Source organism: Streptomyces sp. NPDC056160, assembly GCF_042268205.1.
Classification (GTDB): domain Bacteria; phylum Actinomycetota; class Actinomycetes; order Streptomycetales; family Streptomycetaceae; genus Streptomyces.
The window spans coordinates 1-13,538 of sequence record NZ_JBHJUW010000008.1 but is presented as its reverse complement, the minus strand read 5'-3'; the positions used below and the strand labels follow the sequence as shown (position 1 = coordinate 13,538).

Annotated in this window: 10 protein-coding genes and 1 pseudogene; 9 read left to right on the top strand and 2 right to left on the bottom strand. The window is 72.6% G+C overall.

Translation table 11 applies throughout. The annotated features are described in order from the left end of the window. Positions 1-13: 13 nt before the first annotated feature. Positions 14-358, bottom strand: a pseudogene (locus ACFC02_RS04560) (aminoglycoside phosphotransferase family protein); the annotation flags it as partial. Positions 359-571: 213 nt separating this feature from the next. On the opposite strand from ACFC02_RS04560, the gene ACFC02_RS04555 reads away from it, so the two are divergent. Next, entirely contained in the window at positions 572-3,658 is a 3,087-nt protein-coding gene (locus ACFC02_RS04555) for an NPCBM/NEW2 domain-containing protein (protein WP_376352076.1), read from the top strand. A 12-nt stretch (positions 3,659-3,670) separates the two neighbouring features. Here ACFC02_RS04555 and ACFC02_RS04550 read toward each other — a convergent pair whose 3' ends face one another. Beyond that, on the bottom strand, positions 3,671-4,720 hold the full coding sequence (locus tag ACFC02_RS04550; protein WP_376352073.1) for a LacI family DNA-binding transcriptional regulator: 1,050 nt from the start codon (positions 4,718-4,720) through the stop codon (positions 3,671-3,673). 227 nt (positions 4,721-4,947) lie between these two features. Here ACFC02_RS04550 and ACFC02_RS04545 point away from each other — a divergent pair, with 227 nt between their 5' ends. The 8 genes from ACFC02_RS04545 (at position 4,948) to ACFC02_RS04510 (ending at position 13,531) form a co-directional block, all read left to right on the top strand. Beyond that, the gene (locus tag ACFC02_RS04545) at positions 4,948-6,246 is read left to right on the top strand and encodes an ABC transporter substrate-binding protein (RefSeq protein ID WP_376352070.1); all 1,299 of its coding nucleotides are present in this window, start codon (positions 4,948-4,950) and stop codon (positions 6,244-6,246) included. Beyond that, positions 6,243-7,259, top strand: coding sequence for a carbohydrate ABC transporter permease (locus ACFC02_RS04540; protein WP_376352068.1), 1,017 nt, complete (start codon positions 6,243-6,245; stop codon positions 7,257-7,259). Before ACFC02_RS04545 ends, ACFC02_RS04540 begins: the two co-directional genes overlap by 4 nt. Then, on the top strand, positions 7,256-8,131 hold the full coding sequence (locus ACFC02_RS04535) for a carbohydrate ABC transporter permease (protein WP_376352066.1): 876 nt from the start codon (positions 7,256-7,258) through the stop codon (positions 8,129-8,131). The genes ACFC02_RS04540 and ACFC02_RS04535 overlap by 4 nt, the downstream gene beginning before the upstream one ends. A gap of 107 nt (positions 8,132-8,238) precedes the next feature. Next, positions 8,239-10,014 (top strand): beta-galactosidase family protein, encoded by a 1,776-nt coding sequence (locus tag ACFC02_RS04530; RefSeq protein WP_376352295.1) that lies wholly within the window; start codon positions 8,239-8,241, stop codon positions 10,012-10,014. Between the two features lie 152 nt (positions 10,015-10,166). Next, positions 10,167-12,407, top strand: a complete 2,241-nt coding sequence (locus ACFC02_RS04525) for an RICIN domain-containing protein (RefSeq protein WP_376352063.1) — start codon at positions 10,167-10,169, stop codon at positions 12,405-12,407. Positions 12,408-12,521: 114 nt separating this feature from the next. Further along, positions 12,522-12,878 (top strand): PRC-barrel domain-containing protein, encoded by a 357-nt coding sequence (locus tag ACFC02_RS04520; protein ID WP_360972944.1) that lies wholly within the window; start codon positions 12,522-12,524, stop codon positions 12,876-12,878. Positions 12,879-12,915: 37 nt separating this feature from the next. Continuing rightward, positions 12,916-13,143 (top strand): hypothetical protein, encoded by a 228-nt coding sequence (locus ACFC02_RS04515; RefSeq protein WP_376352061.1) that lies wholly within the window; start codon positions 12,916-12,918, stop codon positions 13,141-13,143. A 163-nt stretch (positions 13,144-13,306) separates the two neighbouring features. Next, on the top strand, positions 13,307-13,531 hold the full coding sequence (locus ACFC02_RS04510) for a hypothetical protein (protein WP_376352059.1): 225 nt from the start codon (positions 13,307-13,309) through the stop codon (positions 13,529-13,531). Positions 13,532-13,538: the final 7 nt, after the last annotated feature.

Sequence of the window (13,538 nt, the reverse complement as noted above, 5' to 3'; positions counted from 1 at the left end):
GCGCCCGCGAGTGTGCCGGTGACGACGTGCCGGCCTGCCCCAGGAGCATCGCGAAGCGCTGGTCGTCGCGCTCGTGCAGCAGGACGGCACCGCGTCCGCCCCACGCGGTGAACGCGTCCGGTTCATGGACGTTGCCGGGATGCGGAAACGACACCTTGAGCACGGCGGGCTGCCCGCCGGGCCGCCGCACGGGCACGACCACCCCGACTCCCCCGTGCAGGACCGTGCCGTCCGGCTCGCACCCCCAGCGCCGCAGCAACGCCTCGACGATCTCGGGCAGTTCCGCGGTCCAGGCCGCTCCGGTCGGCCCCTCGCGCTCGACGGTCCCCCGTGCGAACGCCTCTGGAATTCCGATCATCCCGGCACCCTGCCGGCCGCCCCCGCCGATGCCGGAAACCGGCAACCGACGTGCGGGGCGCCGACCTTGCGCCGGGTCGGCCCGCACCCTGGTCAGCGGGACGACCGTGCGCTATACCTTCTTCGCGTGATTGTTTCTGCTTGTTTGAGCTCGCTATCAAGCACGTTCAATCATCGTTTCCAGGCATCCGCCGACGTGTGCGAAGGGATCGACATGACCGCTCCACCCCGCAGACGCAAGGCCCACCGTTCCCCGGGGACAGCCCTGGCGGCCGCGGCCGTGCTCGCGGTGCTCGCGACCACGGCCGGACCGGCGCTGCCGGCCCGGGCCGCCGCGTCCGCGTCGACCGGGACACCGACCGTCATCGGCGCGGTCACCGGCTTCTCCCACTCCGGTGCCACGTACACCTTCACGGCGGGCACCGCCAAGGCCCGGGTCGCGTTCGTCTCCGCCGACACCTTCCGCATCGAGGTGGCCCCCGACGGCACGTTCACCGACCCCGTCGGCACCGACATCGTGCTGCCGCAGGGCAAGGCTCCGGCCACCCGCTGGCGTGACCGCGGCGACCGCTACGAGCTGTCCACGGACAAGGTGACCCTGCGCGCGTACAAGTCGCCGCTGCGGTTCGCCCTGTACCGCGCCGACGGCACCCGCCTGTGGGAGGAGAGCCGCGGCATCAGCTGGGACGGCACCGCCACCACCCAGACGCTGGCGCGCGGCGCGGACGAGCAGTTCTACGGCACGGGCGAGCAGAACGGCAGCGGCAACACCTCGCACCGCGGCAAGACGCTCAAGGTCGGCGTCGACTACAACTGGAACGAGGGCGGCCACCCCAACTCGGTGCCCTTCTACCTGTCCTCGGCGGGCTACGGCGTCTACCGCAACACCTACGCGCCCGGCACCTACGCCTTCACCGACCCGGTCACCACGACCGAGCAGGAGAACCGGTTCGACGCCTACTACTTCGCCGGTGACTCCGCGAAGGACGTCATCGGCCAGTACACCGCGCTGACCGGCCGCCCGATGCTCCCGCCGGTCTACGGACTGGAGGTCGGCGACTCCGACTGCTACCTGCACAACGCCAACCGCGGCGAGCGCCACACCCTGGACGCGCTCAAGGTCGCCGACGGCTACGTCAAGAACGACATGCCGCTGGGCTGGATGCTCGTCAACGACGGCTACGGCTGCGGCTACGAGGACCTGGCCGAGACCGCCGAGGGCCTCAACTCCCGCAAGATGCAGATGGGCCTGTGGACCGAGAACGGCCTGGACAAACTGGCCGACCAGGTCAAGGCGGGCCAGCGGGTGGCCAAGCTGGACGTGGCCTGGGTGGGCGACGGCTACAAGTTCGCCCTGGACGGCTGCAAGGCGGCGTACCAGGGCATCGAGGACAACAGCGACGCGCGCGGCTTCACCTGGGCGCCGGAGAGCTGGTCGGGCGCACAGCGCTGCGGTGTGCAGTGGAGCGGCGACCAGTCGGGCAGCTGGGACTACATCCGCTGGCAGATACCGACGTACGCCGGCGCCACCATGTCCGGGCTCGCCTACACCTCCGGCGACATCGACGGCATCTTCGGCGGCAGCGCCAAGACCTACACCCGTGACCTGGAGTGGAAGTCGTTCCTGCCGGCCGTGATGACCATGGACGGCTGGGCCGCCAAGGACAAGCAGCCCTACCAGTACGGGGAGCCGTACACCAGCATCAACCGCAAGTACCTCAAGCTCAAGGAATCCCTGCTGCCGTACATGTACACGTACGCGGCCGAGGCGAACCGCACCGGTGTCGGCGCCGTCCGGCCGCTGGCCCTGGAGTACCCGGGCGACGCGAAGGCGGCGAGCGATGCCGCCAAGTACGAGTTCCTGACCGGCGAGGACTTCCTGGTCGCGCCGGTCTACAGCGACACCACGGTCCGTGACGGCATCTACCTGCCCAAGGGCGACTGGGTGGACTACTGGACGGGCCGGACCTACCACGGGCCCACCACGGTCGACGGCTACCAGGCACCCCTGGACACCCTGCCGCTGTTCGTGAAGGCGGGCGCGGCGATCCCGATGTGGCCGGGCGTCAACTCCTACCAGGACCGCACGGCCGACTCGCCGCTCGCCTGGGACGTCTACCCGCAGGGCCGCAGCACCTTCACCCTGTACGAGGACGACGGAGTGACCCGGCAGCACCGCAACGGCAAGTACGCCGAGCAGCCGGTGACCGTGACCGCGCCGCGCAGCGGTGCCGGAGCGGTGCGCATCGAGGCCGGCGCCGAGCGGGGCGACTTCGCGGGCAAGCAGAAGAGCCGCCCGTACGCGTTCACCGTGCACACGGGTTCGGCCCCGCACCAGGTCCGCCTGGACGGCCGCGGCCTGCCCCGCCTCACCTCGAAGGCCGCCTTCGACGCCGCCGGTCAGGGCTGGTGGTACGACCCCTCCGACCGGGCCGGCGTCGTCCACGTCAAGACCCGCTCGCTGAGCACCGCCCACGGCTTCCGGATCGACCTGGACGGGGCGAGCGCGGTCGGCGGCAACGTGGCCGGTGCCGCGGGCACCGTCTCGGTGACCGCGCCGGACGAGATCGGCGCCGGTGTGTCCGGCAAGGTCACGGTGGACTTCACCGCGGGCCGCACCGGCAGCTCGGCGACCCGGCTCTCGCTGAGCGCCCCCGAGGGCTGGACCGTCTCGCCCGCCCGCGACGTCGGCCGGGCCGGGCCCGGTGAGCGGGTGAGCGCGGAGTTCACCGTGACCGCTCCCACGGGCGCCCAGGCGGGCGAGGCCGTACTGACCGGCAGCGCCCGTTACCGGGCGGCCGGGGAGGACCACGTCGCCACGCAGCCCACCGCCCTGCGCACCATGCCCGCCCCGCCCGAGGGCGACAGCTGGGCCGGTGACCTGCCCTGGCTGAACTCCACCAACGGCTACGGGCCGGCCGAACGCAACCTCAGCAACGGGGAGTCGGCGGCCGGCGACGGGCATCCGCTCACACTGAACGGGACCACCTACGCCAAGGGCATCGGGGTGCACGCGGACTCCGACATCGAGTTCTGGCTCGGCGGCCAGTGCTCGTCGCTCACCGCGACCGCGGGCATCGACGACGAGATCAACGGCTACGGCGGCGTCTCCTTCTCGGTCGTCGCCGACGGCAAGAAGGTGTGGTCCTCGCCCACGGTCAGCGGCAAGTCCGACCCGCTGCCGGTGGACGTGCCCCTGGCCGGAGCGCGCCACGTCCACCTGGTCGTCACCGACACGGACGGCACGAAGTCCGGCGACCACGGCGACTGGGCCGACGCGAAGTTCCACTGCGCCGGCTGACCGGCCGCGTCCCTACGGTGCCCCGGCCCCACCGGCCGGGGCACCGTGCTGTGCGGTGCTGGCCCGGACGATCAACTGCGGTTCCACCGAGGCCGGTTCCGGCACCGCCCCGGGATCGGCGATGTGCCGCAGCAGGTGGGCCACCGCGAGCGTGCCCATCTGGCTGAACGGCTGGGCGACGGTGGTCAGGGACGGCGAGCAGTACTCGGCCAGTTCGATGTCGTCGACGCCGACCACCGAGATGTCCTCGGGCACCCGGCGGCCCAGCTCGTGCAGCGCCCTGATCGCGCCGAAGGCCATCTCGTCGCTGGCGACGAACACGGCCGTGGCGTCCGGGATGCGGCCCAGGATCAGCCCGTTGCGGTAGCCGGAGGCCGGCGACCAGTCACCCTCCAGGGGCGGGGGCACCGGCCGGCCGGCCTCCCGGAGCGTACTGCGCCAACCCTCGCGCCGGGCCGCGGCCTCCAGCCATTCCTCGGGTCCCGCGATGTGCCAGACGGTGTCGTGGCCGAGGTCCAGCAGGTGGCGCGTGGCCAGCCGGGCGGCGAGGCCCTGGTCGATGGCGACGACCTCGGTGGCGTCGGTGCGCGATCCGTCGATGGTGATGGTGGGCGTGGCCCGGGTGAGCTGCTCGATCCGGGGGCTGCTGTGGTTCAGCGGCACCGACAGGATGACGCCCTCGACGCCCTGGTCGGCCAGCCGGGACAGGGCGGCCTCGATGGCGGAGGTGTCCAGCGAGGTGGTGGTGGCGGTGCTCACCGCGTACCCGGCGGCCTGGGCGGCGTGCTCGATGCCCGAGGTGACGGCGGCCCGTGAGTAGAAGTTCGTCTGCAGCGTGACCACGCCGATGGTGCGGCTGCGTCCCGAGGAGAGCATCCGGGCGGCGTTGTTGCGCCGGTAGCCGAGCTGTTCCACCGCGGACAGGACCTTGGCGCGGGTCTTCTCCTGCACGTTGGGGTGGCCGGACAGCACCCGGGAGACGGTCTGCGCCGACACCCCGGCGACCCGGGCCACATCCGCCATGCCCGGCGGCCGCTCCCCGCCGTCACTGTGCTTCGCCATGGCTTCCTTCCTCGTACCGGGAGTCGATGATATCGCCCACACGCGCCGCCATCTGCCCTTTTTGCTGTCCGGCGGCCTGGCGGAGGCCACCTATTGGCATCGATAACATTCTCTGCCATAGTTTCCGCCATCAGCGCGCCGTCCCACCGCCGGGCCCCTGCCCTCCGCGGTGTGCGCGGCCCCGCGGAGGCAACTCCTCCGCTCCACCCAGCCCTTCAGGAGGAGCCGTGAAGCGATCCATTGTCCGTATTGCCGGGGTAGCGGGAGCCCTGGGACTCGCCCTCACCGCCACGGCATGCGGCAGCTCCGACTCCGGCTCCTCCTCCGCCTCCGGCAAGGGATCGATCACATTCTGGGGCTGGGCACCCGGCTACGCCGACGCCGTCGCCGCGTTCAACAAGAGCCACCCGGACCTGAAGGTCACCTACCAGGCCGTCCAGCCGGGCGCCAAGGGCGGCTACCAGAAGATGCTCAACGCGGTGAAGGCGGGCAACGCCCCCTGTCTGGCCCAGGTCGGCTACGAGACCCTGCCGAGCTTCGCGGCGCAGGGCGCCCTCAAGGACGTGGGCAAGTACGCCTCCGCCGACCAGGGCGACTACCAGCCGGCGGCCTGGAAGTCGGTGACCCTGGGCGGCGGTGTCTACGGCGCGCCCGTGGACACCGGTCCGATGGCGCTCGTCTACAACAAGAAGGTCTTCGACTCGCTCGGCCTGAAGCCCCCGGCCACCTGGGACGAGTACCGGGCCGACGCCGAGAAGATCCACGCCTCGAACCCGCACCGCCACATCTCCTCGCCCTACCTGGACTACGACTACGCGGGCCTGGCCTGGCAGACCGGCGCCGGCTGGTTCGGCGTCAAGGGCGACGCCTGGCAGGTCACCATGGCCTCCGCGGCGAACAGGAAGGTCGCCGACTACTGGCAGGGCCTCGCCGACGACGGCCTGATCAGCGGCGCCCCGATGTACGACCAGGCCTGGTACACCGGCATCGGCGACGGCGACATCGCCACCGTCGTCGGCGCGGTGTGGCAGGCCGGGGTCATCAAGGGCGGCGCGAAGGGCGGCTCCGGTCAGTGGGCGGTGGCACCGCTGCCGCAGTGGACCGCGGGCGCCGCCCAGGCGGGCAACGCGGGCGGCTCCGCGACGGCCGTCCTCAAGGGCTGCGACAACGCCGAGGGTGCCTGGGAGTTCGCGCACTGGCTCGGCACCGACCGCGCCGCCTTCGGCACGCTCGTCGAGAAGGCCGCGCTGTACCCGGCCGCGAAGAAGCTTCTCGACCTGCCCCAGCTGAAGGGCGGCGACCCGTACTTCGGCGGCCAGAAGATCTACGACGTGTTCGCCGCCGCCGCTCCCCAGGTCAACTCCTCCTGGACGTGGGGGCCGTTGATGACCAAGACCGCCGCCGACCTCGACGACGGCCTCGGCAAGGCCTGGGCGGGCAAGGGCACCATCGCCGGCGCACTGCACACCGCGCAGGACCAGACCGTGGGCGAGATGAAGAAGCAGGGCCTGAAGGTCGCCGAGTGAACGAGTCCGTGATCGACGCGGCCGGCACCATTGCGGCCGCCCGCCCCGGCCGGCCCGCCGCGGACGCCGGCGGCCCCGGCCCCGCGCCCGCCTCCGTCCCGGCGTCCACACCCGCCCCCGCCCCGGCGTACCGCGCGCGCCGCCTGCGGCCCCTGCTCTTCTGCGCGCCCTTCCTCGTCCTGTTCGCGGCGATGTACGTCGCGCCCATCGGCTACGCGGCGGTCGGCAGCCTCTTCACCGTCCACCGCTCCGGCCTCGGCCTCACCGCGCCGACCAGGGTCTTCGACCCGCTGGGCAACTACAGCCGGGCGTTCGGCGACCACGCGTTCCTGTCCTCGCTCGGCCGGGTGGCGCTGTTCGGCCTGGTCCAGGTCCCGGTGATGCTCGGGGTGGCCCTGGCACTGGCCCTGCTGATCGACTCCCGTTCCGCGCGCGGCAAGAGCTTCTTCCGGCTCTCCAGCTTCCTGCCCTACGCCATCCCCGGCGTGAGCGCCGCGCTGGTCTGGTCGTTCATGTACTCGGCGCAGTCCAGCCCGATCAACCGGCTGCTGCACCCGATCGGTGTCTCGATCCCGTTCTTCCACAGCGAGGTGGTGCTGTGGTCGGTGGCCAACATCGTCACCTGGAGCTGGGCCGGATACAACATGATCATCATCTACGCGGCGCTCCAGTCGATCCCGGCCGAGGTGCTGGAGGCGGCCCGGATGGACGGGGCGTCGGCCCCGCGGATCGCCTGGAGCATCAAGATCCCGGCGGTGCGCGGCGCGCTGGTGCTCACCGCGGTGTTCTCCGTCATCGGCTCCGCGCAGCTCTACAACGAGCCGACCGTGCTCCAGCCGGTCTCCGACGGCTCGGTGTCCTCGACGTTCACTCCGATCATGTCCGCGCAGAGCGCGGTCGCGGCGGGCAACTACCCGTACGCCGCGGCCCAGTCCGTCCTCCTCGCCCTCCTGGTGGGTGTCGTGTCCTTCGTGTTCTTCAAGCTGACCCACCGCGGGGAGGAGCAGGCATGAGCGCGCTGAGCACACGGCCCGCCCTGGTCCGCTCGCGCCGTGAGAGCCGTCCGGCGAGCCGGGCCACGGTCGTCGCGCTGCTGGGCCTGTCGGCCTTCTACTTCCTCTTCCCGCTGTGGTGGCTGCTGGTGTCGGCGACCAAGCCGTTCGGCGAGCAGTTCTCCGGCAGCGGCCTGTGGTTCCACGGCTTCGGCCTGTTCGGCAACATCGCCCGGCTCAGCGGCCAGGACGGCGGGATCTTCTGGCGCTGGATGCTCAACAGCGTGCTGTACTGCGGTGTCGGCGCCGTCCTCGGCACCGCCTTCTCGGCGCTGGCCGGCTACGCGCTCGCCAAGTACGACTTCCCCGGTCGCGGCGCGGTGTTCGGCGCGGTGCTGGCCGCCGTGCTGGTGCCCAAGGTGCTGTTCACGCTGCCGCTGTACCTGATGTTCTCCGGGGTGCACCTGATCGACAACCCGCTGGCGGTGCTGCTGCCGAGCGTGGTCAGTCCGTTCGGGGTCTACCTCTCGCGGGTGTTCGCCGCGCAGACCGTGCCCGACGAGGTCCTGGAGGCCGGACGGCTGGACGGCGCGGGCGAGTTCCGCATCTTCCGTACGATCGGGGTGCGGATGATGCTGCCCGCGCTGGTGACGATCTTCCTGTTCCAGTTCGTGGAGATCTGGAACAACTACCTGCTGCCCGCGATGGTGCTCGGCGACGACCGGCTGCAGCCCGTCACGGTCGGCCTGGTCGGCTGGAACGCGAGCCATGTCGCCGTTCCTCCCCCGCTGGTCGTCATCGGCTCCCTGGTGTCCGTCGTCCCGCTTCTGATCGCCTTCCTCGCGCTCCAGCGGTTCTGGCGCGCGGGCATGACCGCCGGAGCCGTCAAGTGACCCCTTCCGCACCGCAGACCGCTACCGCCCCCGCCACCGCTACCGCCCCCGCCACCGCGGCCGCCACCGCCGCCCCCGGCACGGCGGCCGCCGCCCGCCCGGCCGTCCTGGCCTTCGCCGACGGCACCCTGCTGCGCGCCGGCCGCCCGCACCGCGTCCTGGCCGGTTCCCTGCACTACTTCCGGGTCCGTCCCGAACAGTGGGCCGACCGGCTCGAAAGGCTGGCGGCACTCGGTCTGAACACCGTGGACACCTACGTGCCCTGGAACTTCCACGAGCGCACCGCGGGCGACGTCCGCTTCGACGGCGAGCGGGACCTGCCGCGCTTCGTGGCGCTGGCACAGGACGCGGGACTGGACGTCATCGTGCGCCCGGGGCCGTACATCTGCGCCGAATGGGACAACGGCGGGCTGCCCGCCTGGCTGACCGGCACGCCCGGCATGCGCCTGCGTACCTCCTACGGGCCGTTCCTGGACGCGGTCGGACGCTGGTTCGACGAGCTGGTCCCGCGCGTCGCCGCGCTCCAGGCGGGCCGGGGCGGGCCGGTCGTGGCGGTGCAGATCGAGAACGAGTACGGCAGCTACGGCGACGACCAGCACTACGTCCGCTGGGTGCGCGACGCGCTGGTGGAGCGGGGTGTCACCGAGCTGCTGTACACGGCCGACGGGCCGACCGCGCTGATGCAGGACGGCGGCAGCCTGCCCGGGCACCTCGCGGCGGCCACGTTCGGTTCCCGTCCGGCCGAGGCGGCGGCGCTGCTGCGCGCCCGCCGGCCGGACGAGCCGTTCCTGTGCGCCGAGTTCTGGAACGGCTGGTTCGACCACTGGGGCGAGCCGCACCACGTGCGGTCCGCCGGCAGCGCGGCCGAGGACGTGGGCGGGATCCTCGAAGCGGGCGGTTCGGTCAGCCTGTACATGGCGCACGGCGGCACCAACTTCGGGCTGTGGGCCGGTGCCAACCACGACGGTGAACGCCTCCAGCCGACCGTCACCAGCTACGACTCGGACGCGCCGATCGCCGAACACGGCGCGCTCACCGAGAAGTTCCACGCGCTGCGCAAGCGGCTGACACCGTTCACCGGGCCCGGCCGCGAGGTCCCCGAGCCGCCCGCCGATCCGCCACTGCTCGCGCCCCGCACGCTGGAGGTCACCCGGGGGTCGGCCCTGCTGCCCGCGCTGCGGTCGGTGGGCGAGCCGGTCCACGCTCCGCTGCCGCTGAGCTTCGAGGAGCTGGGGCAGTCATCCGGCCTGGTGCTGTACACCGCCGAGCCGCTGCTGCCGCCGGGCCGCCAGGAGCTGACCGTCACGGGGCTGCACGACCGCGCCCAGGTGTTCGTCGACGGCGTCCCCGTGGCCGTACTGGACCGCGAGACCGCCTCGTTCACCGTGCCGGGCGCCGGGGCGCGGGTGCGCCTGGAACTGCTGGTGGAGAACCAGGGCCGGATCAACTACGGCCCGCTGCTCGGGCAGGGCAAGGGCATCCTGGGCGGCGTCCGCGTCGACCGGCGGCTGGTCCACGGCTGGACCATGCGCCGGCTGCCGCTGGACACCTGGACGCGGCAGGACGTCGAGCGTGCCGCGGCGGCGGCGCCGCGCGAGGACCGGGCGGGTTTCGCCACCGCCCGGCTGACGGTGACCGAGCCCGCCGACACCTTCCTCGCCCTGCCCGGCTTCGGCAAGGGCTTCGTCTGGGTGGGCGACACGCTGCTGGGCCGCTACTGGGAGAGGGGACCGCAGACCACGCTCTACCTGCCCGGCCCGCTGCTGCGTGCGGGCGGGAACACCCTCACCGTCCTGGAGCTGGAACGGTTCGGCGACCACCTCGCCCTCACCGACCGCCCGGACCTCGGAGCGGCGCAGGAGTACGTCGAGACGTTCGACTGACCGCCGTGGCGCCACGGCCGCGCACCGGGCCGGGCGTACGGGCACGGGGGCCGAGGACCGGACCGGTCCGGACACCGGTCCGCCGTCACGCACAGGAACCACACCCAGGGGCCGCGCAGCCGGCGCGGCCCCGCCCCGAGCAAGGAGGACCTGTGTCACCTCACCGCAAGAGACTGGCCGCGGGGCTCGTCGCCGCGCTCCTCGCCACGGCGACGGCCCTGACCGGCGGCAGCGCCCTGGCCGCCCCCGCGACACCGGCGCCCGGCGCCGCCGACCCCGCCTACACCGTCACCGTCGGCGCGAAGGGCTCCTGGCCCCACCCGGACGACACCCCGGCCGCCCCCTACATCGACAAGGACGGCACCTTCCACTTCCAGCAGGCCCACTCGCTGTACGGCGCGAACGACAGCCGCGCGTGGACCTTCTTCACCGGCAAGGACTTCGACTCCGCCACCCGCGACGGCGCGCTGAGCGACGCGGTGAACCCGGCCGACTCCCGCGACCGCAACGGCGACACCACCTGGCGCTGCAACACGAGCCCCACCGGCGTGGAGTCGAGCTACGCCCCCGCCGGGTCGCACTACGCCCAGAAGAACTACTGCGACCTGGCGGGTGTGTGGGTCGACCCGGACACGGGCGACTGGTACGGCCTGGTCCACAACGAGTTCACCCCGCAGCCCTTCGGGGACGGCCTGCACTACGACGCGATCGACTACGCCGTCTCCAGGGACCGGGGCAGGACGTGGACGATCGAGAACCACGTCCTCACCTCCCCGTACAGCACGAAGCGCGGCGACACGGCGGCCTTCCCGCAGCAGACGTTCGACTACGGCGACGGTGACCCGCGCCTGTTCGTGGACACCGCCTCCGGCTACTTCTACGTCTTCTACGGTTCCCGGATCGTGGACAAGGGCGGCAGCTGGAAGGCCTTCCACGCGCACGTGGCCCGGGCCCCCATCGCCGCGAAGATGGCGCCGGACTCCTGGCGGAAGTGGTACGACGGCGCCTGGTCGCAGCCCGGGGTGGGCGGCCGGGAGAGCAACATGGTGCCTGCCGACACCGCGCACCCCACGGGCTACACCCCCGCCGCCGAGGAGTACGACCCGGCGAACAGCGGGACGGCGAGCCGGCAGGTGGCGGCGGGCACGATGCCCCCGACCTCGCCCCTGTTCGTCATGGACATCACCTACGACGCCTACCTGGGGCTGTACATCGGCGAACCCCAGGGCGTGGACCAGAGCGGCAAGGCACCGCAGCAGTTCTACGCCACCGACGACCTGGCCACGCAGAAGTGGCGGCTGATCGGCGACACCGGCACGCACACCAACGCGTCCTGGTACCGCTGGTTCCTGGACACGGCGAACAGGACCAGTTCGGGCGTCGTCGGCAGGTCGTTCCGCTCCTACTGCTCCTTCGGCTGCTCGGACGACTCCTCCGGCGAGTACGTCGACGTCACCATCGGCTCCTCGGCGCCCGCCCGGCCTCTCGACCCCAGCCGCACCTACCGCGTCTCCAGCGGCGGCAACCGGGTCCTCGCCCAGGTCCGCGGCGCCTCCGCCACGACCTCCCAGGCGCACCCGGACGGCTCGGCCCTGCAGTCGTGGATCTTCACCGGCAACGGTGACGGCTCCTACCGCGTCACCAACGCGGCCACCGGCGGCCTGCTCGGCGTGGACTCCTCCACCACCGCCCAGCGCGCCTGGGGTACCCGGCCCACCGTCACCGCGGCGGGGCCCGGCGGCGCCACCGTGGGCCAGCAGTGGTGGGTGATCCCGGCCACCTCGGCGGGCGGCACACCCGACGGCACGTACCGGCTGGTCAACCGCTACAGCGGCCTGGTGATCGGCCTGTCCGGCGACTCCGCTCGGGCCGCCGAGACCACACCGGCCCGGTTCTGGAACGCCACCGGCGCCGGGCCGGTCGGCGGCACGCGCACCGCGGCCGAGCAGACGCTGACGCTCACGCCCACCGGCGCGGCGCCCGTGCTCGACGGCACCCACGCCCTCACCAACGCGGGCCGGGCCCTGGAGGTTCCCGGTCGCACCACCGCCGCCGGGGCGCGGCTCACCGCCGGGACGGCGAACGGCGGCGCCCACCAGAGGTGGCGGTTCGCGCGGCAGGACGACGGCTCGTACGAGATCGTCAACACCGCCTCGGGACTGTGCGCGGACGTCGACGGCGGTTCCACCGCGGCCGGCGCCCAGGTGATCCAGTGGCCGTGCACCGGCGGCGAGAACCAGCACTGGACGCTCAGGCGCCTGACGAACGGAGCGTTCACCGTGACCTCGGTGCACAGCGGACTGCTCCTGACCGCCGCGTCGGCGGACCGGGGCGCCGCCGTGACCCAGCGCCCCGGCACCGGCTCGCCGCCCCAGCGGTGGCGGATCAGCTGACACCGCGGGCCGGGGCGTCCCCCGCCCCGGCCACCGGCGTGTTTACTCCCCGGCGCCCGGGTCACTCATCCGTACTACGGCAAGGGAGCGGCGGGAAAGCGGCAGGGAGCAGACATGATTCGTTCGGCGGACCTCCGTGAGTGGCGCAACCGCGACGTGGTCGACCAGGAGGGCCACAAGATCGGCGCGCTGGAGGCGGTCTACGTGGACACCGGCACCGACGAGCCGTCCATGGTGACCGTCCGCGCGGGGCTGCCCACCCGGCAGCGCCTGCTGTTCGTACCGGTCGACGGCGCGGTCGTGGGGCCCGACTACCTCAAGGTCGCCCAGCCCAAGGGTCTGGTCAAGAAGGCGCCCTCCATCGGCACGGACGACGTCCTGCCCGCCGAGCAGGAGGCCGCTGTCTTCCAGCACTACGACCTGCCCTACGTTCCCGGCGCCGGCGGGGAGCGGCGCCTCGCACGCCGCTGACCGTCCGGACCGGCGCCCCGCGTCCGAGGAGGAGCAGATGGCCATCGACACCGTCGAGCGGTTCCTGGCCGCCCTCGACCCGCACCACCGCGAACACGTCCAGGGCCTGCCGCGCGCGGAGCAGGAGAGCCTGGCCGCCACCTGGGAGGACGAGCTGCGGCAGGACACCGACCTCGACACCCTCAGCGAACTCTCGCCCGCCGCCGCCGAGAGCGAGGCGGCGGCACGGGTCGCGCGCAGGGTCCTCGACCGGCCGTACCGGTGAGGGCAGGCGCACGCCCTCGCCCCGCGGGGGGCCTAGGGCGTGTTTCGAAAGTCCCTCCCCCAGCCTTCGGCCGGGAGGTGCCCCCAGCCCCGTGACGCCTGGCACGCGCACTCGCCCTCCGGACGGACGGCGCTGCTTTCGAAACACGCCCTAGAGTGCCACCATGCCGAAATCCCGCAAGGTACGTGAAGAGGACGCCTGGGAGGGTGTCGTGGTGGACAGGACCCGACGGGCGACCGACGGCTCCGGCCTCTACCACTACGTCGAGGTCCGCCTGTCGGCGGGCGGCACCGGGAAGTTCCGCGTCGACAAGGCACTGTGGGAGTCGGTCGGCCCCGGCGACCGCCTGGTGAAGGCGGCGGGCGCCGCCGCCCCGGTCAAGGCCTGAGCGGGGC

Coding starts and splice junctions, on each gene's coding strand:
- ACFC02_RS04555 (WP_376352076.1), top strand. CDS start 572: ATGACCGCTCCACCCCGCAGACGCAAGGCCCACCGTTCCCCGGGGACA.
- ACFC02_RS04550 (WP_376352073.1), bottom strand. CDS start 4,720: ATGGCGAAGCACAGTGACGGCGGGGAGCGGCCGCCGGGCATGGCGGAT.
- ACFC02_RS04535 (WP_376352066.1), top strand. CDS start 7,256: ATGAGCGCGCTGAGCACACGGCCCGCCCTGGTCCGCTCGCGCCGTGAG.
- ACFC02_RS04520 (WP_360972944.1), top strand. CDS start 12,522: ATGATTCGTTCGGCGGACCTCCGTGAGTGGCGCAACCGCGACGTGGTC.
- ACFC02_RS04515 (WP_376352061.1), top strand. CDS start 12,916: ATGGCCATCGACACCGTCGAGCGGTTCCTGGCCGCCCTCGACCCGCAC.
- ACFC02_RS04510 (WP_376352059.1), top strand. CDS start 13,307: ATGCCGAAATCCCGCAAGGTACGTGAAGAGGACGCCTGGGAGGGTGTC.